Source organism: Roseibium sp., from assembly GCF_050301095.1.
Lineage (GTDB): Bacteria > Pseudomonadota > Alphaproteobacteria > Rhizobiales > Stappiaceae > Roseibium.
In genome coordinates, this window is record NZ_JBNKYW010000245.1 from 1 (window position 1) to 16,705 (window position 16,705).

General features: G+C 61.4%; 18 protein-coding genes. 11 read left to right on the forward strand and 7 right to left on the reverse strand.

Annotation, left to right across the window (positions count from 1 at the left end):
* Window positions 1–291 precede the first annotated feature (291 nt).
* The gene (locus ACQY7U_RS21220) at window positions 292–741 is read right to left on the reverse strand and encodes a translation initiation factor IF-3 (RefSeq protein ID WP_428648982.1); all 450 of its coding nucleotides are present in this window, start codon (window positions 739–741) and stop codon (window positions 292–294) included.
* A gap of 311 nt (window positions 742–1,052) precedes the next feature.
* On the opposite strand from ACQY7U_RS21220, the gene infC reads away from it, so the two are divergent.
* The 5 genes from infC to ACQY7U_RS21245 all read left to right on the forward strand — a co-directional run bounded on the left by infC (window position 1,053) and on the right by ACQY7U_RS21245 (window position 5,886).
* Window positions 1,053–1,592: a translation initiation factor IF-3 gene (gene infC, locus ACQY7U_RS21225; RefSeq protein WP_428649025.1), complete on the forward strand. Its 540-nt coding sequence runs from the start codon at window positions 1,053–1,055 to the stop codon at window positions 1,590–1,592.
* A gap of 238 nt (window positions 1,593–1,830) precedes the next feature.
* Complete coding sequence (locus tag ACQY7U_RS21230; protein ID WP_428648985.1) at window positions 1,831–2,379, forward strand: hypothetical protein; 549 nt, start codon at window positions 1,831–1,833, stop codon at window positions 2,377–2,379.
* Window positions 2,376–3,734: a GAF domain-containing protein gene (locus ACQY7U_RS21235; RefSeq protein ID WP_428648987.1), complete on the forward strand. Its 1,359-nt coding sequence runs from the start codon at window positions 2,376–2,378 to the stop codon at window positions 3,732–3,734. Before ACQY7U_RS21230 ends, ACQY7U_RS21235 begins: the two co-directional genes overlap by 4 nt.
* Window positions 3,735–3,937: 203 nt before the next feature.
* Window positions 3,938–5,323 carry an FAD-binding oxidoreductase gene (locus tag ACQY7U_RS21240; RefSeq protein ID WP_428648990.1) on the forward strand — a complete coding sequence of 462 codons (1,386 nt, stop codon included), beginning with the start codon at window positions 3,938–3,940 and terminating at the stop codon, window positions 5,321–5,323.
* A 56-nt stretch (window positions 5,324–5,379) separates the two neighbouring features.
* On the forward strand, window positions 5,380–5,886 hold the full coding sequence (locus tag ACQY7U_RS21245) for a c-type cytochrome (RefSeq protein WP_428648993.1): 507 nt from the start codon (window positions 5,380–5,382) through the stop codon (window positions 5,884–5,886).
* Window positions 5,887–5,966: 80 nt separating this feature from the next.
* Here ACQY7U_RS21245 and ACQY7U_RS21250 read toward each other — a convergent pair whose 3' ends face one another.
* Together ACQY7U_RS21250 and ACQY7U_RS21255 are read right to left on the reverse strand one after the other, a co-directional pair.
* Window positions 5,967–7,088, reverse strand: coding sequence for an adenylate/guanylate cyclase domain-containing protein (locus ACQY7U_RS21250; RefSeq protein WP_428648995.1), 1,122 nt, complete (start codon window positions 7,086–7,088; stop codon window positions 5,967–5,969).
* Window positions 7,089–7,166: 78 nt separating this feature from the next.
* Entirely contained in the window at window positions 7,167–7,862 is a 696-nt protein-coding gene (locus ACQY7U_RS21255; RefSeq protein WP_428648997.1) for a helix-turn-helix transcriptional regulator, read from the reverse strand.
* A gap of 88 nt (window positions 7,863–7,950) precedes the next feature.
* On the opposite strand from ACQY7U_RS21255, the gene ACQY7U_RS21260 reads away from it, so the two are divergent.
* Window positions 7,951–9,573 (forward strand): FAD-dependent monooxygenase, encoded by a 1,623-nt coding sequence (locus ACQY7U_RS21260; protein WP_428649000.1) that lies wholly within the window; start codon window positions 7,951–7,953, stop codon window positions 9,571–9,573.
* Window positions 9,554–9,733: a hypothetical protein gene (locus ACQY7U_RS21265; RefSeq protein WP_428649003.1), complete on the forward strand. Its 180-nt coding sequence runs from the start codon at window positions 9,554–9,556 to the stop codon at window positions 9,731–9,733. Before ACQY7U_RS21260 ends, ACQY7U_RS21265 begins: the two co-directional genes overlap by 20 nt.
* Before the next feature lie 13 nt (window positions 9,734–9,746).
* Here the strand turns inward: ACQY7U_RS21265 and ACQY7U_RS21270 are convergent, their stop codons facing one another.
* Window positions 9,747–9,971 (reverse strand): hypothetical protein, encoded by a 225-nt coding sequence (locus tag ACQY7U_RS21270; RefSeq protein WP_428649005.1) that lies wholly within the window; start codon window positions 9,969–9,971, stop codon window positions 9,747–9,749.
* On the opposite strand from ACQY7U_RS21270, the gene ACQY7U_RS21275 reads away from it, so the two are divergent.
* The gene (locus ACQY7U_RS21275; RefSeq protein WP_428649008.1) at window positions 9,970–10,953 is read left to right on the forward strand and encodes a LysR family transcriptional regulator; all 984 of its coding nucleotides are present in this window, start codon (window positions 9,970–9,972) and stop codon (window positions 10,951–10,953) included. The genes ACQY7U_RS21270 and ACQY7U_RS21275 overlap by 2 nt on opposite strands.
* Before the next feature lie 15 nt (window positions 10,954–10,968).
* On the opposite strand, the gene ACQY7U_RS21280 is transcribed toward ACQY7U_RS21275, so the two are convergent.
* The gene (locus ACQY7U_RS21280; protein ID WP_428649011.1) at window positions 10,969–11,889 is read right to left on the reverse strand and encodes a GlxA family transcriptional regulator; all 921 of its coding nucleotides are present in this window, start codon (window positions 11,887–11,889) and stop codon (window positions 10,969–10,971) included.
* Window positions 11,890–11,988: 99 nt separating this feature from the next.
* Here ACQY7U_RS21280 and ACQY7U_RS21285 point away from each other — a divergent pair, with 99 nt between their 5' ends.
* On the forward strand, window positions 11,989–12,828 hold the full coding sequence (locus tag ACQY7U_RS21285) for an MBL fold metallo-hydrolase (RefSeq protein ID WP_428649013.1): 840 nt from the start codon (window positions 11,989–11,991) through the stop codon (window positions 12,826–12,828).
* A 41-nt stretch (window positions 12,829–12,869) separates the two neighbouring features.
* Here the strand turns inward: ACQY7U_RS21285 and ACQY7U_RS21290 are convergent, their stop codons facing one another.
* Both ACQY7U_RS21290 and ppk2 read right to left on the reverse strand, forming a co-directional pair.
* Window positions 12,870–13,877 (reverse strand): Gfo/Idh/MocA family protein, encoded by a 1,008-nt coding sequence (locus tag ACQY7U_RS21290; RefSeq protein WP_428649015.1) that lies wholly within the window; start codon window positions 13,875–13,877, stop codon window positions 12,870–12,872.
* Window positions 13,878–14,193: 316 nt separating this feature from the next.
* Entirely contained in the window at window positions 14,194–15,102 is a 909-nt protein-coding gene (ppk2, locus tag ACQY7U_RS21295) for a polyphosphate kinase 2 (protein WP_428649017.1), read from the reverse strand.
* 184 nt (window positions 15,103–15,286) lie between these two features.
* Here ppk2 and ACQY7U_RS21300 point away from each other — a divergent pair, with 184 nt between their 5' ends.
* Together ACQY7U_RS21300 and ACQY7U_RS21305 are read left to right on the forward strand one after the other, a co-directional pair.
* On the forward strand, window positions 15,287–15,946 hold the full coding sequence (locus tag ACQY7U_RS21300) for a TetR/AcrR family transcriptional regulator (protein WP_428649020.1): 660 nt from the start codon (window positions 15,287–15,289) through the stop codon (window positions 15,944–15,946).
* A partial coding sequence (locus ACQY7U_RS21305) for a carboxyl transferase domain-containing protein (RefSeq protein ID WP_428649022.1) occupies window positions 15,943–16,705 on the forward strand: 763 nt, incomplete at its 3' end. The genes ACQY7U_RS21300 and ACQY7U_RS21305, both read left to right, overlap by 4 nt.

The window sequence follows — 16,705 nt, forward strand, 5'->3', positions numbered from 1 at the left end:
TTTCATCGCGGGCATCGGCTTTGGCGACGATGCGACGGTTCTGCTGGCGGCCATTGCCATGATCCGCGGACATCTTCGCGAAGACCATTATCAGGCTGCCCGGGAGGCGCTGAAGGACGGCGATCTCTAGGGTACGGATCCATAAAAATGTACGTTCAGATCGAGCTGGAAAGGACAGTATTCAAGCTTTCTCAACGCAGGAGGCGGTTCTTTCCATATTGATCTAAGGATGCCAATCGCGCTTTTAACAGCGGGGGCAAAACCTTTGCACCATGCGCCAGGTACGGAACGTCAGCTTTCCCGCTCATCGCGGGCCTGTGCCCGTCTGTGCCAGCATCCCGCCATTCGGCCGGCAACCAGCCAATAGACCGCCCCCGCCAGGAAGCCGGCGGCGATGGCAACGGCGCTTCCGGGGCGCAGACCGCCCTCCACCGAATAGGCGCCAAGTGTCCAGATGACATAGGCCATACCGCCCGCCATGCCGACATGATAGATGACGCCCCGCAACCGGGCGGCTTCCGCGATTGCGATTGCCGCGGCAGCCGGCACCAGTGCCGTGGCACCGATGACGCTGGCGCTTACAAGCCCGGTGCCGACCATCGTGGCAAAGGCGATCGGGTCGTCGCCCGGATGCGCGGCCTGAAAGAATCCCCAGGCAAGAAAAAGCCCACAGGCGATCAGGCCGGCAATGAACCCCAGGACGATCCTGAAAAGTTGAAACAGAAGCTTTCCACCGTCCAAGCGCCAAGCCTTTCCTTGAAAACGAGAATGTGTCTCCTTACTTGCCTCCTCACCGTGGCGATTACAACCGGGTTCCGGATCATCGCCGCTGCAAACGCACCAGACCCCCGTATCGCTGACACGTCATCAGACGCGCAGGAATCCTCGAAACCACCGATTTTGGTTGACTTTTCGCCGGTTTCGCAGGAGCTTAGACACCGGCGTCGTGGCTGACGCAAAAAGTAACCTTGGCACACGTGTTCCGAGGCTATTTTTGTATGCGCCGAACCAAACCATGACACTACGTTGAAACCATAGAGGAGATTGCGACCATTCGCCGTCCGTTCCGCGCCCCGCCACCCACGAAGGAAGGCCCGCGCACCAACCACGAAATTCGCGTTCGCGAAGTCCAGTTGATTGATCATGAAGGCGCCAACCGCGGCGTCGTGCCGACCGAAGAGGCGATGGATATCGCCATGGATGCAGGTCTGGATCTTGTCGAAATCCAGCCCAACGCCAATCCGCCCGTCTGCAGGATCCTGGACTATGGCCGGTACAAGTACCAGGCTCAGAAGAAAGCCGCAGAAGCCCGTAAGAAGCAGAAGACCGTCGAGATCAAGGAGATCAAGATGCGTCCGAACATCGACACCCATGACTATGAGGTGAAGATGAAGAACATGCTGCGTTTCTTCAACGACGGAGACAAGGTGAAGGTCACGCTCCGGTTCCGCGGCCGTGAAATGGCGCACCAGGACCTCGGCATGAAACTGCTGAACAAGGTCCGTGAGGAAACTGCGGAAATCGCCAAGGTGGAATCCAATCCCAAGCTGGAAGGCCGCCAAATGGTGATGGTGCTGGCGCCGCTGAAGTAAGCCGCCAGGCAATCGAGACTTTGAAAACCCCGCTTCGGCGGGGTTTTTGTTTGGTGTCGGCCCGTAGGCCGGTGCTCACGGAAAAACCGGATCCGGCCTCCCGCTCTTCCCGCTGCCGCCAGATCAGCCGTCAACCGGAGCTTTGGATCGTTTCGGGCCGACCAACGTAGCTTCGTGTGGACAAAATCGAAAAAGAAGCGCAGAAATCTTCGTCTTCAACCTACGCCGGTATGCATTCATGGATGGGAAATTGTCCGGATCGCAGTCTCAGGGTTCCGATGGCACCGTCGGCAGCGATGCGCGTCCATCGGACGAACAACTCCTTCCGCCCGACCTGATTGCGCTCGCGCAGGGAGGGGCCTGCATCATTCTCGGTGCCCGGGAAGCAGATGGAAGACCTGTTGCCGGTATCGGGCTCGGCGCGCGCATCGACGCCGCTTGCACAATCCGCACCTATCTTGACCGCAAGCCGAACGAGCGTTTGCTGGCCGCCATCACCGCCGGCAGTGGTGTCGCCGTGACGTTCAGCCGTGCCGTCGATCATGCCTCGTTTCAGGTGAAGGCAGGCAAAGCCGCCATAGTTCCGGCCGATCCGGACGATTTCGCGGAAGTCGCTCGCCAATGTGCCGTTTCCGGTCACGAGCTGAATGAACTCGGGCTCCCGCCGCAGGTTGCGCAGGCCTATTCGACCTTCGATCCAAGCGACGTGGTGACCGTGACGTTCGTTCCCGAACAGGCATTTACGCAGACGCCCGGCCCCGGAGCGGGAAGTCCGGTGCGCAAATGACGGATATCCCTCTCGAAAGCCTGCGCCGGTCGATGGAGGGTATCGTCGCCGCCTTCCTGGCCACCTGCGATGCCGACGGCGTTCCGAACGTCTCGATGATATCCCAGGTGCATTACGTCGACAGCCAGCACGTTGCTCTCAGCTACCAGTTCTTCAACAAGACGCGTCGGAACGTGCTGTTGACGCGAATGGCGACGGTCCTGGTTACCGATCCCGTCACGTTGGCGGTGCATCGCCTCGACCTCGATTATGAGGAGACCCGCACCGGGGGGCCGGTCTTTGAGGTGATGAAGGCGAAACTGGCGGGAATTGCCTCTCATCACGGAATGGAAGGGGTTTTCCGGCTGCTCGGTGCGGACATCTACAAGGTGCGCTCCGTTGAGGCTGCATCCTATTGGAAGCTTCTGCCGGCCCCGGCCGAGCATTACCTTCTCGCCGTGGTCCGCCGCTGCATGGGCGAACTGGACGGTTGCGAGGATCTGGAAAGCCTTCTGGAACTTTCGCTGGAATGCCTGGAACGCCATTTCGGCATCCACCATGCGATGATCCTGATGGCGGAAACAGATGCGCAACGGCTCTACACCGTCGCGTCCAGGGGATACGACAGCTCGGGCGTCGGCTCGGAAGTCATGTTCGGCGAAGGCGTCATCGGCGTGGCGGCTCGCGAAAGAACGCCGATCCGGATCGGGCACATGACGATGGAATACCGGTACGGAGCCACCCTTCGCGACACGGCCAGGAAAACAGGCATCGTTGCCAGCCTGCCGGACGAGATTCCGTTCCCCGGACTGAAGAGCCCGCGCAGCCAGATTGCCCTGCCCATCGTGCTGAAGGGCAAACTGCTCGGCGTCCTGTTTGCCGAGTCGGAAGAGACAATGCGTTTCGGGTATGACGAGGAAGACGCGCTGATGCTGGTCGCGCAGCATCTCGGCACCTTGTTCGGATTGTTGCAGCAGGATCTGGAAACAGCCGAGCCGATTGTGGAAACCGCCTGCCCCGAACCGCACGACGTGGTCACGGTAAGATATCATCCGCACGACCAGAGTGTTTTTATCGGCCACGATTATCTGATCAAGGGCGTTGCCGGCACGATCCTGTGGAAGCTCCTGACCGAATTCCAGGAAACCGGACGAACGGAATTCACAACCCGCGAGCTGCGGGTCGACCCGTCGCTGCGGCTTCCCGAATACTCGGAGAACCTGGATGCCCGCCTCATCCTCCTGAGAAAGCGTCTCGACGAGCGTCAGGCCTGTCTTCGCCTCGAGAAGTGCGGACGCGGCCGCTTCCTCCTGCGCGCCCCGCGCAGCATCCGTCTCGAAAAGGTTTCCGGCTCAGCGGCAGACGCGGCTCAATAGCATTCTTTTAGCATTTCGCGAGCGTTGTCTTAGCAATCCTTCGCGGCATCCGTGCTGTATTTCATCGTTCATCGCGGCACGGCAGCTTTCTGGCTCTCCCGGCGGCGTGCGCCCGAAGGACAGGCGCCTCCTCACCTTCGTTAACACCTAAGCTACCGGGCCCGTTTCCAGGTACGCCCGGGGTTTGCCCTATGGAAACGAACATGGATTATGCATTGTTGAAGCGGCGCATTCGGGGCGCCGCGATCGAAGTCTTCGACCCCGAACACCGTTCCCTTTGCGAAGACCTCATCTGGAACGGCCGCAAGCCCGCCCTTAAGCCGCGATATGTGGTGCGCGCGGCCTGCGTCGAAGACGTACAGCTCGCGGTTCGGTTTGCGGCTGCAAACGGCCTCACGGCCTCGCCACGCGGCGGCGGTCATCATTTCACGGGGATCGCGCTTAACGCGGACGTCGTCATCGACGTCGGCGGGCTCGATCATCTGCATGTCGACCTGCCGTCGGCCACTGCGGCGCTGGGACCGGGCGTCACCAACACCCGGCTCGCCGCGGCTCTCGACCGCCAGGGCCTGGCGTTTCCGGTTGGGCATTGCGCCACCGTCCCGCTCAGCGGCTACCTGCTGGGAGGTGGTGTCGGATGGAACTCCGGTGAATGGGGCATTGCCTGCTTCAGCGTTATCGGCGCGGACGTTGTGATGGCGGACGGAGAGCTGGTCCATGTGGCGGAAGACAATCATCCCGACATCCTGTGGGCGCTGAGAGGAGCCGGCCCGGAGTTCTTCGGCATCGTCGTCAACTACCGTGTTCGCCTGCAGCCCGCACCGAAGGCGATCATGACAAGCGTTCGCGTTTACCCGCCCTCCGAAGCGCGGAAAGTAGGCGAATGGGCGGAACTGGCAATGGCATGTGCGCCGGCGCATCTCGAATTCACGGTCAAGATTTCCGCGCCGCCTCCGGAAGCGAACGCCCCTGCAGGCGCGTTTGTGCTTGCTGCGATTGCAACGGTCTTTTCGAAAAGCGAACGCGACGCACACCAGGTGCTGGACGCTTTTTTCGCCAAGGCGCCCGACGGGGCGGTCCAGAGCGTCGACGTCATGCCCACGCCCTTTGGCGCCCTTTACGACCTGACGTCGGTTTCGACACCGAAAGGCAAAAGATATGCGGTTGACACGCTGTGGTCCGACGGATCGTTCAGCGAGATACTGACCACCTTGGCCGCCCACTACGGCGCACGGCCATCGCTGGACAGCTTCGCACTTGCCGCCCTTTATTCACCACTCGCCAACCGGCCGGGCGACGCGGCCTTCTCCCGTATTGGCAAGGCTTTTGCGAGTGTCTACACAATCTGGGACGGAGAAGGGGACGATGAAGCCAACATGAGCTGGCTCCGCCAGACAATGACGGCGCTCGAGCCGCTCTCGACCGGAACCTATGTCGGAGAATCCGACCTGGAACGCTCGGGACGGCCGGTGACACCCCATTCCCCCTCTGCGGCTCTCAAGCTCGCGGCCCTCAAGGCACGGCACGATCCCCAGGGGCTTTTCCAGCCCCGGACCGGCACTCTCGCGGCGCACTCGCCCGCTGCCTGACCTTTCCGGAAACGAACCCCGAATTCCTCGCAGATTTCCAAATGGAGCTGAAGAAGATGAAAAGACTTTTGATGGCAGGGCTGATCGCTGCCGCAACCATGCAGGTATCGGACATGCCGCAGGCATCGGCAGCCACGGACGACACGCTGGCGCGAGGCGAATACCTGGTAACGATAATGGACTGCGGCGGGTGCCATACACCACGCGGACGGAATGGCGCCCCCATTGCCGAAGCTGGCCTTTCGGGCGGCAACATCGGTTTCGAAATCCCGGGAACAGGTATCTTCTGGCCCCCCAACCTGACACCCGCCGGCGACGGACTGGGGGACTGGAGCACACAGGACATCGTTGCCACACTCCGGACAGGCACGCGGCCGGACGGCCGTGCCCTGGCACCGGTCATGCCATGGCCCGCCTATGCGCGGCTGACGGATGAGGATATCGAGGCCATCGCAATCTATCTGCAGGCACAGCCACCGGCAGCCGCAACGTCCGCGGAACCGGTCGGGACGGCCGGGAAGGCGGTACTGCCCTTCTACCGTGTGACAATGCCTGCAGAGTAGCATCCAGCCTGTATCTGCCGCCGCGTTTGAGCCGGGCGCGGCGGTCCACCCGCAATCAGCGGCCATCCGGCCCAATCCTTTTAGTCGGTGAAAACCTCCGTTTCGCCGATGTTCTTGGCGCGGACGAGGAACCTGTTTCGGAACCTTCTTTGCAACGGGCTGCTCAGCTCGCTCCACAGTTCGCGGCTCATGCGGACGCTGCCCAGGGAGCCTTCGCCTTCGACAATTTCTTCCGAATGGATTTGCTCCAGCCGTGCCGCCTTGTTCACCTCGGTGCCGATCAGGGTGAACTGGTGGCGTGTCGCCGACCCGAAATCCCCGCTGATGACCAGGCCGACATGCAATCCCACGCGCAGCGACAAGGGACTGTTGCCGATCATTATGGCCCCGACGTCACGGGTTGCCTGCTCGGCCGCCTGGACGGCATCCATGCAGATCTTTTTCGTGTCCTGCCCCGTACCGGGCAGCACCCAGAACGCCATCAGGCCGTCGCCGATGAACTTGTCGATGTGACCGCCCCTTTCGACGATCGGTGCGGACTGGGCGTTGAAGAACCGTTGCATGACGTCGGCGATCAGATCCGGCGAGGTCTTCAGCGTGTATTTGCTGAAATCGACGACATCGGAGAACCAGATCACCGCCCGCTCGACCATGTATTCCGTCTGGTGATCGCCCCCGGCCTGCATTTTCCGGCTGAGCGCATACTGATTGGTATAGGCGTGCAGGATGCGCGTGTCGTCGGCGAGCTGGCGGCCAAGTGATGCCGTCTTCTTCGTGGCGTTCCGGAGCTTGAGAGAGATGATCTTCGCAATGTTCCGCCAGATTACCCCGGCTTCCGGATGCGTTTCGATCTTTTCCTTGTCGACGACCAGAACCTCGACATTGCTCTCGTTTGCCACCAGGCCGTAGATCCTCTGGTAGCCGTTTCCGACTAGATGCTGTTCGCCGATCACCTCGTTGCGGCGGCGGACGAACAGGGTCTGGTCGTCCTGCTTCACTGCGACCGATCCGTTGACGATGATCCAGAGGCACCTGGCAGGATCGCCAGGTCGGCAGATGAACTCGCCCTCGGCATATCTGTAAGGGTGGGGCTCAAGCAAAAGGGGTTCGCTGACACCATCCACCAGACCACTGAGCGCCAGCGCTTCCTCATAGTCGGCACCAAGTGCTCCGCTGCCGATTTTTGAAAGCTTTTCTGCCATGTCTCCTCCTCGTCCGGTAAGGCGGACCAAGGGACCTATCGCATCAGGTTACCAGACATCCGCGCCTACCGGGAAAACCTATTTTCCGCAAATCGCGAACAGGCCCGCCCGGGAGCTTATCCCGAGCTTGCCATAGGCACGCTTGCGGTAGGTGATCACGGTGGAGGCGGCAACCTCCAGTTCGGCGGCAATCGCCTCCGCCTTCCGGCCCGACAGGATGCCGAGACAGACGGCACGCTCACGCTCGCTGAGCGCGGAGAGCGGCGGCGGAACATCGCCGACGGCGACCTGCTCATAGTGCAGCAGCGCCAGACGCCCGGCGAGGCGGACGATCTCGGGACCAAGGTCCGGAGCCGGCGCACCGGTCTGATAAAAGCTGACGAAGAGCCGCAACTGACGGCCGGCGGCAAGAAGGGTCGTCTTGGTGACCAGTCCCGGGGCTTGGAAGAATATCCGCCGGTAGTCCTCGCCCATTTTTCCCTCGACCTCGCCGAGACGGCGAAGTTGCACCGTTCCCGGCGCCAACGACAGCAGTTCCGGCAGCAGCGGGTCCTGCAGATACCAGCCCTTGAGGTAGCTGGTCGCCAGTTCTTCCGCAAGCACCGCATGACTGAAGTGGCGCGACAGCAGGCAGGTTGCCCGATCGCTCAGGATGGAGAAGACCATGAGCTGATCGACCTTGAGCGCCTCGACGAAACTGGCAAAGGCCGGTGCAAAACCGTCGGTTCCGAGCGTGGCGAGACACCCTTCGATATGGCTGGCAAGAGGCTCCATTCCGCGTTGTTAGCATGTCCTCCCTTAAGGGGGACAGACAAAGCCGCCCGGATTTCGGAAACTCTCTCCAGACACGAAGGAGACATCCATGAGGCCCGCAGGACGCGCGGTTACGGACTCGCTTTATTTTGCCTATCCGCATTTCGATCCACCGCTGGACCGCAGCAAACTGTCCGATCCGGCACCTGTCGCCATCGTCGGCGCTGGCCCCGTCGGCATGACGGCGGCGCTGGCATTGGCCCGGGCCGGCGTTGCCTCGGTCCTTTTCGACGCCAAGGCCACCTTCAACGACGGCAGCCGGGCGATCTGCATAGCGCGCCAGAGCTATCACATTCTGGAGCGCCTCGGCGCGCTGGCGCCTTTCCTTGAAAAGTCGCTCGGCTGGACAACGGGGCGCAGTTTTTTTCGCGGCCGCCAGATCCTCGAGTTCCATATGCCGGACGGCCCGCAGGAGAAGTTCCGGCCGATGTACAACATCGAGCAGCAATACATCGAGCAGTACCTTTGGGAGGCGATCGCCCGCGAGCCGCTGATCGAAGCCCGATGGCAGAGCAAGGTGACGGGTATGAAAGACGTTCCAGGCGGCGTGCGGCTGGACGTGTCAGACCCGGAAGGCAGCTACAGCCTCACCGCCGGCTGGCTGCTTGCCGCAGACGGCGCACGCAGCACCGTCCGGAGCCTGCGGGGCCTCCGGCTCAAGGGCGAGAATTTCGAGGGCCGATACGTTATTGCGGATGTGCAGATGGACCACGACTATCCGACCATCCGCCGCGCCCTCTTCGACCCCGACTGCCGGCGGGGCGGCACGATCCTCGTGCACAGGCAGCCCGACAACATCTGGCGCATCGACTACCAGCTTCGCGACGGCGAGGACGAAGAGGAGGCGACCCGGGAGGAGAACGTGCGGGCTTCCGTCGCCGCTGTCCTTGCCGAAATCGGCCATACCGGCGACTGGGAACTGGAGTGGTGGAGCATCTATTCCGCCAACACCCTCGCCCTCGACGATTATCGCGACGGCCGGGTCTTTTTCATCGGCGACAGCGCCCACATCGTCCCGATCTTCGGCGTCAGAGGTCTCAACAACGGCATTGCCGATGCCGACAACATCGCCTGGAAACTGGCACGGGTGATCAAGGGCACATCCGGCGAGACCCTGCTGGACAGCTATACGCCGGAGCGGCGCGGAGCGACGCTGGACGTTTTTGCCAATGCCACCAAGTCGGCCCGCTTCATGACCCCGCCAACACCCGGCTGGCAGCTGATGCGCGATGCCGCGCTCAACCTGGCGCTCAGCCATCCTTTTGCCGGAGACCTTGCCAATCCACGCCAGATGACACCTTACACCTATGCCGACAGCCCGGTGGTCTCGGCCGACGATCCGGACTTTACCAGTGGGCCGGTGCCGGGGGCGACCCTGCCGGAAGCCCGGGTCGGCGACCGGTTCCTGTCGGATCTGCTGGGTCCCGGTTTCACGCTCATCACATTCGATGAAGATCTGGCGGAGAAGTTGACCGGCCTCGGCATCGCCATCGTAAAGCTGCAGCCTGGATCGGAAGCTGCCGAAACGCTGGCTGCGGGCCCGTCAAGCGCCTATCTCGTCCGTCCCGACCTGCATATCGCCGGGCGATGGTTAAAGGCCTCGCCCGAGACCGTTCGCGCCGCCCTTAATCTTGCGACCGCCGGAGGATGCCATGAACGCCAGGGATCTTGAAACCGTTTATGAAACCCTTGCCGAACAGCTTGACGCGGTCGCGGCCGGCAAGCGCGACCTCTTTCTGGCAAAGCTCGTCTTGCTCCTCGCTCATGACCTCGGTGACGCGAAGCGAATTCAGACCCGGATTGCCGAGGCTGCCGATCATCTCGATGTGTGAACACCTATGGCTGTCACCTGCCATTGGGGAACATGTGCATCAGGAATTCGACGTCGGCTTCGCTGGAAAAGGCATCCGGGCCTGACGTCATCATGTCGCGCAGGCAATCCCGCCTTGCACGCCGGTCTCCAGGCGACGCATCTGCGGAAAAGCCGAAACAGCCGCGAATAAACTGCCGTAAGGCGGAAAGGATCGGGCGGGTATCGTTGTCACGATTGGAAAGTGCGAGCGTTGCCATGTCTTCTGCCCTCCGGGGGATCTTCAACTGCTCAAACTGTACCGGGCGCCAGATGCCGCTGGTATCCGCGCTGACATTGTGCTGTTCTACAAAAATGAAGAGCGAATTCCGCAACTGGTCGGACGTGCGGATCTTCCTGGCGGTCTTCCGGGAAGGCTCGACCCTTGCCGCATCGCGCAAACTGGACATCGCCCAACCGACCGTGGCCCGGCGCATCGACGCGCTCGAGCACGAATTGAAGACGGTTCTGTTCGAAAGGGACACGCGCGGGTTCAAACCGACGCAGACGGCACGCACGCTCTACCCGCTTGCCGAAACAATGGAAATCGCCGCCCGGGCGTTTGCCGACAAGACGGGTGAGCTGACATCGGCCCGGCCCATTCGCATCACTGCCTATTCGGGAAACTTCTCCCCCAAGGCAAACGACATATTCAGTGCATTTTCCGCGGAACACCCCGATGTCCGCTTCGAGTTTCTGCCCGGCGTCAAGGTTCTGGACCTGACGGCGGGAGAAGCCGACGTCGCCTTGCGCATCACCCGGCAACAGCCGGCCCCGGAGCTCATCTGCCGAAAGATCTCAACGGCCCGCTACGCGCTCTACGGATCGACTGCCTATGCCGAAAAACACGGGCTCCCGGCCTCTGTGAACGAACTGGAGGGCCATACCTTCGTGTCCTTCGAACGCCAGGACGTGCCTCGCTATCTTCACGACTGGCTGCTGAAACATGTCGCCCGGGAGCAGATCCTGCTCACTTTCAGCGAAGTCGAACTGATGCATGCGGCCGTCCGGTCCGGGCACGGCCTTGGCCTGATGAACCTGCGTATGGCCGATGCGGAAACCGATCTGCTGCGCTGCTTCGACCCGATTGAGGAACTTTCCGCCGAACACATGATGCTGGTGTCTCCGGAGGCCTACCGCCGCCCCGAAGTAAAGGCCTTCACCAAGTTCTTCGCGCCGCGCTACGCGGCTCTCTACAAATAGGTCTCCGGCACCGTCTCAATCCGCGTGCTGTGCATCACGCCGGTAATGCTCCCGGAAACTGCCCGGCGGCAGACCGCTGAGCCGGGTGAACAGGCGCACGAAGGACGGCGGATCGTTGTAGCCGACGGCGTAGCAGATTTCCGAAACGCTCTTTTCCGTTTCGATCAGGAGATCCCGCGCCCGCTCGATCCTGAGTTCCTGAAGATAGGTCTTGGGCGAGATCCCGGTAGCCGCCCTGAAGCGCCGCAAAAAGGTTCTTTGCGGCAGTCCGGCCTCTTCGGCGGCCGCCGGAATGTTGATCGCTTCTTCCAGGTTTCCTTCAAGAAAATGCTGCGCTTTCAGAACGGCCGTGTCGCCGTGGCGAAGATCTGGCAGGAACCGGCGGAAACGCCGCTGGTCGCGCCTGCGGAAGTCGACGATGAAGTGCCTGGCCGTCGCAACTGCGGTGCCATAGCCGAGGAACCTCTCGATCAGGGCCAGCGCCAGATCGACCCAGGCCATCAGGCCGCCCGCGGTGATCAGATCCGTGTATTCGATCAGCAGCCGGTCCGTATCCAGATCAATCTGAGGATAGGCAGCTCTCAGCCGCTGCTCCAAAGCCCAATGGGTCGTGACCTTGCGGCGGCCCGCCAGCCCCGCCGCCATGACGAAGTTGAGACCCGTGCAGGCGGAACAGACGACGCTACCCGAGGCATGCCGGGCTTTCAGGAACGGCGGCAGATCGGGCACCTCCTCGACCCGAACGGCACCGGCCGAAGGCGGCAGGATCACCGCATCATACGCATCACGTTTACCGGAAAACCGCTCCAGCACATCGATCTGAAGCGTCCGGCCGCTGCCGTCTCCCGCGAAGGACAAGACATCCTGAAGCCCGAGCACGGCGGACTGCATGGCGCCGGGATAATCCAGAATGGCAAAGCGGATCGGTTGGGTCATTTGGCTGTTTTAACACATTAATTGTCATTTACGCCAATCGAGGGGGCACCCGGGCGCCGCTACCTTCCGATGACCAACGCGATGGAAGGAGAATTTGAAATGCTGGACAAAACCGCCACATCGGCTCCAACCCTGACGCTCGGCGACCTGAGGGTCACCTGTCACTCCGACGGTCACCTGCTGATCCCGGCCTCTTTCTTTCCGGACGCCGATCCACTGGAGAAGAAAAAGGTCACGCCGCACACTCGTTTCGGTGCGAACACCTGGCTGATTGAAACCGGGGAACGCACGATACTGGTCGATGCCGGCTCAGGGGACTGGCTGAAGGCGCGCTATCCGCAGACCGGCCTCCTCGGCTGGCAGGGCGAAGATCTGACGGAAAAGCGGGGCCGGGTAACCGACATTATCATCACCCATATGCATGCCGACCATATCGGTGGCCTCTCCGCCGGCGGCACGAGCCTGTTCCCAAATGCCGAACTTCATGTGCAGGCAGCCGAATGGGACTACTGGACGGACGAGGCCCTGATCAACTCGGTTGCCGAGGACCGAAAGCCGCTGGTCGGCCTGATCCAGGCCCTGGCCCGGCCCATCGAGAGCCAGGTTACCCTTCATTCCGGCGAAAAGGATCTCGGCGGCGGCGTCCTCCTCTTTCCGGCCCCCGGACATACGCCCGGACATCAGGCGGTTCATCTGAGCAGCGGCAGCAAAGAAGTTTATCTCCTTGCCGACGTCGTCGTCTCCGACGCGCTTCAATTCGCCAACCCGGAAGCCGTCTATGCGCTTGAAACAGATCCGGAGCTGGCAGCCGCCACCCGCAAGTTCCTGTTCGAACGACTAGCCTTCGAGCGAACCCCGTTTGCGGCAACCCATCTCAACGAGACCGGCTTCGGCTGTCTGAAGAAGCAGACCGGCGGCTTCCGGTTCGAAGCCCTCTAGGAAAGGGCACGAACCGGAAGTACGCAGGCTTTCGACGCTTATCAGCCGACCGAAACCCAGCCGCCCGTGTCTGCGGAAGCAAAGATCGCGTCCAGGATCTTCATGTTCTGGACGGCATCCGCGGCGCCGTAAGGCAAGGGTGCCTCGCCGGTGATTGCCCGGCCGAACACATCGACCATTTCCGCGTACTGGTCGCAAGGAGCAATGATCTGCGACTGCATGGAGCCGTCACCGAGGATGGATCCGTCGTCAAGGCGGATCTGCACCGCCTCGCCCTGGGGAGCATTCACCGGAATGACGATCTCCAGCCGCTTTTTCGTGCCGACCAGATTGAAACGCTGGTAGGGCGTGAGCTGCGTGGAGACGGTGAAGTTGAGCTGCCGTCCCTGGCCGAAGTCGAGCAGGGCGCTGGTGATCCGGTCGACACCGAAAGCCGGATCCCTGTCGATGAGCGACACCACCCGTTCCGGTTCTGCTTCGAAGAAATACCGGCCCGCCAGCATGGTGTAGCACCCGATATCCATAAGGGCGCCCCCGCCGATGTCGGGTTTGTTGCGGATGTTGGCCGGATCGTCGTTGAAATAGCTGAAGAAGGCCTGGATCGCCTTCAATTCTCCGAGCGCGCCGGAACGGACGATCTCGCGTGCCTTGATCCACTGCGGATGGGCCCGCACCATGAAGTTTTCGGCGACGAGCCTGTCCTTCGGCAGGTCCAGCAGTTGCGCCGCTTCCCCGGCATTCAGTGCGATCGGTTTTTCGCACAGGACATGCTTTCCGGCTTCGACCGCCTGCTTCGTTATTGGCACGTGCAGGTGGTTCGGCAGCGGATTATAGATGGCATCGATGTCCGGATCCGCCAGCAGTTCCTCGTAGGAACCATAGGCCTTTTCGATACCGAGGTCCCGCGCCGCCTGTTCGGCGCGTTCCTTGCCTCTCGAGGCGATGGCGTGGGCAACGCCGGTCTTCGAGCGCTGAATGCCGGGAATGACCTTTTCGACACCGATCCTTGCGGTCGAAACGATCCCCCAGCGAATTTTGTTATCACCCATGTCAGCTCTCTCCCTGTGTTGAGGCACGCCCCTCAGTTGGCACGAAAGCCCAACCGCTGCAAGGCTGCGATTTTGAAATGCTGCTTTCGCCCCTGCATCGATGTTATTTCCCCTTCGGGCCTTACGGAAGCCGAGGGGACGAGGCAAATTTGCGGCAATGACTTGCCGCCGGCTCAATTTCCCACTCAGGAAACGCAGGGTTCCAGCAATCTACTGAAATTGCATTCTTCTCCAATCTTCGGTCGCACAGTGCACTGGATCCCGCTCTTGCCGCTCACGCGTCAAACCGGGATGACAAACACAAAGCACTCCCGTCTCAGAACCGCTTCGGAACATAAAGGTGCTCGGGCAGAACCTTGCGCTCGTAGTCCGAGTTGTAGCGACGGTCGGGCAGCGTGACCGGATCGTGCGGGACTTCCTCGTAAGGCATCATCGACAGCAGATGGCTGATGCAGTTGAGCCTCGCCTGCTTCTTGTCGTTGCCTTCCACGATGAACCAGGGAGCCTCGGGAATGTTGGTGCGCTCGAAGGTCTCTTCCTTGGCGATTGTGTAATTCTCCCAGCGCACGCGCGATTCCAGGTCCATCGGTGACAGTTTCCACTGCTTCAGCGGATCGTGAACGCGCATCAGGAAGCGCAGCTGCTGTTCCTCGTCGGTGATGGAGAACCAGTATTTGATCAGGCGGATGCCTGAGCGCACCAGCATGCGTTCGAATTCCGGAACGTCGTTGAAGAACTGCTCGACCTGGTTGTCGTCGGCAAACCCCATGACGCGTTCCACGCCGGAGCGGTTATACCAGGATCGGTCGAACAGCACGATTTCGCCGGAGGCGGGCAGATGCGGGACGTAGCGCTGGAAGTACCACTGGCTCTTTTCGCGCTCCGTCGGCGCCGGCAGGGCGACCACGCGGCAGACACGCGGATTAAGCCGCTGGGTGATACGCTTGATCACCCCGCCCTTGCCGGCGGCATCGCGGCCCTCGAAGACAATGACGACCTTCTCGCCCGTATGCTCCACCCAGTCCTGCAGCTTGACCAGTTCCGCCTGCAGGCGCGGCAGCTCGTAGAAATAGGTACTCCGGTCGACCGACGACTTGTGCCTCTTGTCCGAAATGAACTGGAGGTCCCTGGCGATCAGGCTGTCGTCGATCTCCATTTCCAGTTCTTCGTCCAGGCTGTCGGCCCATTCGGCTTCAACCCAGCTCTTTGCACTTTGATCGGTCATCAATGGGGTTCCTTGAAAATCAAAAGGCGAAACGCTCCCGCAGTGTGAACAGCTTCTCCATGAAAGTTTTTTGACACTTGCCCTCGAAGGGTGCCCCAAATTCTCAGCCAAGTGAAATATCCGGCGCAACGGCCTTGCAAATGAACGAACGTTCATTTATTTTTGATGGCAAGGGAGGAAGATGATGACAGTCAGTCCGGCAAAAGCGCGAAAGCGCGCGGAAAACCCGTCCCAGACCCGTGCGAAGGGGCAGGAAACGGCGGAACGCGTGCGCAAGGCGGCACTGAAACGCTTTGCCGCTTCCGGCTATGCCGCTGTTTCCATGCGCGAAATTGCCGCCGATGTCGGCGTTCAGCCCGGCGCGCTCTACAATCACTTCCCCACCAAGCAGGACATCCTGAAGGACCTGATGCTGTCCCATATGGCCGATCTTCTGGCAGCCTGGGAGAATGCCGGGTTTCCTGATGGGACCGATCCGCTCGAGCGTTTCGTGCGCTTTCACATCCGCTACCATCTGGAGCGCGCCGACGAAGTGTTCATCTCCTATATGGAGTTGCGCAATCTGGAGCCGGAAAACTTCACCCTCGTCGAGGCTGAGCGTCAACGCTACGAATCCATCCTGACCGGCATTCTGGACCGGGGCGCGCGCGAGGGACGCTACAGCATCGAGGATCCCAAGGTGGCAACCCGTGCGATCATCGCCATGCTGACCGGCATTCCCTCCTGGTACCGCGAAGGCGGCAGCCTGAGTGAACGGGACATCGAAAATCTTTACCTGACCATGGTGCGCAAGACCGTTGCGCCGCATTCTCAAGACATCTCAAAGGAAGGCCGGGTGACATGAGCATCCTGAAATCGAACCTGTCGCCGAAGAGCGACCAGTTTGCGGCGAACAAGGCGGCCCATGAAGCGGCCATGGAGGCGGTGAAACAGGCCGCCCGCACGGCCCTTGACGGCGGCGGCGAAAGCGCCCGCCACCGCCATGTCTCCCGGGGCAAGATCCTGCCGCGCGAGCGCGTGTCACGCCTGCTCGATCCGGGCTCGCCGTTTCTGGAAATCGGCATGCTGGCGGCCAACGGCATGTATGACGGGGCGGCGCCCGCCGCCGGCATGATCGCAGGTATCGGCCGCGTCGAGGGTCAGGACGTGATGATCCTGGCGAATGATGCCACCGTGAAGGGCGGCACCTATTATCCGATGTCGGTGAAGAAGCACCTGCGCGCCCAGGAAATCGCCACCGAAAACAACCTGCCCTGCATCTATCTGGTCGACAGCGGCGGCGCCAATCTGCCGAACCAGGACGAGGTGTTCCCGGACCGCGACCATTTCGGCCGGATCTTCTACAATCAGGCCAACATGTCGGCGAAGGGCATTACCCAGATCGCCGTCGTCATGGGTTCCTGCACGGCAGGCGGCGCCTATGTTCCGGCCATGTCCGACGAGACCATCATCGTCAAGAACCAGGGCACGATCTTTCTGGCCGGCCCTCCCCTCGTGAAAGCTGCGACGGGCGAGGAAGTTTCGGCCGAGGATCTCGGCGGCGGCGACGTGCACACCCGCGCTTCCGGCGTGGCGGACTATCTCGCCGACGACGACGCACATG

Coding starts and splice junctions, on each gene's coding strand:
- ACQY7U_RS21230 (WP_428648985.1), top strand. CDS start 1,831: ATGGATGGGAAATTGTCCGGATCGCAGTCTCAGGGTTCCGATGGCACC.
- ACQY7U_RS21235 (WP_428648987.1), top strand. CDS start 2,376: ATGACGGATATCCCTCTCGAAAGCCTGCGCCGGTCGATGGAGGGTATC.
- ACQY7U_RS21240 (WP_428648990.1), top strand. CDS start 3,938: ATGGATTATGCATTGTTGAAGCGGCGCATTCGGGGCGCCGCGATCGAA.
- ACQY7U_RS21245 (WP_428648993.1), top strand. CDS start 5,380: ATGAAAAGACTTTTGATGGCAGGGCTGATCGCTGCCGCAACCATGCAG.
- ACQY7U_RS21250 (WP_428648995.1), bottom strand. CDS start 7,088: ATGGCAGAAAAGCTTTCAAAAATCGGCAGCGGAGCACTTGGTGCCGAC.
- ACQY7U_RS21255 (WP_428648997.1), bottom strand. CDS start 7,862: ATGGAGCCTCTTGCCAGCCATATCGAAGGGTGTCTCGCCACGCTCGGA.
- ACQY7U_RS21260 (WP_428649000.1), top strand. CDS start 7,951: ATGAGGCCCGCAGGACGCGCGGTTACGGACTCGCTTTATTTTGCCTAT.
- ACQY7U_RS21265 (WP_428649003.1), top strand. CDS start 9,554: ATGAACGCCAGGGATCTTGAAACCGTTTATGAAACCCTTGCCGAACAG.
- ACQY7U_RS21275 (WP_428649008.1), top strand. CDS start 9,970: ATGTCTTCTGCCCTCCGGGGGATCTTCAACTGCTCAAACTGTACCGGG.
- ACQY7U_RS21270 (WP_428649005.1), bottom strand. CDS start 9,971: ATGGCAACGCTCGCACTTTCCAATCGTGACAACGATACCCGCCCGATC.
- ACQY7U_RS21280 (WP_428649011.1), bottom strand. CDS start 11,889: ATGACCCAACCGATCCGCTTTGCCATTCTGGATTATCCCGGCGCCATG.
- ACQY7U_RS21285 (WP_428649013.1), top strand. CDS start 11,989: ATGCTGGACAAAACCGCCACATCGGCTCCAACCCTGACGCTCGGCGAC.
- ACQY7U_RS21290 (WP_428649015.1), bottom strand. CDS start 13,877: ATGGGTGATAACAAAATTCGCTGGGGGATCGTTTCGACCGCAAGGATC.
- ppk2 (WP_428649017.1), bottom strand. CDS start 15,102: ATGACCGATCAAAGTGCAAAGAGCTGGGTTGAAGCCGAATGGGCCGAC.
- ACQY7U_RS21300 (WP_428649020.1), top strand. CDS start 15,287: ATGACAGTCAGTCCGGCAAAAGCGCGAAAGCGCGCGGAAAACCCGTCC.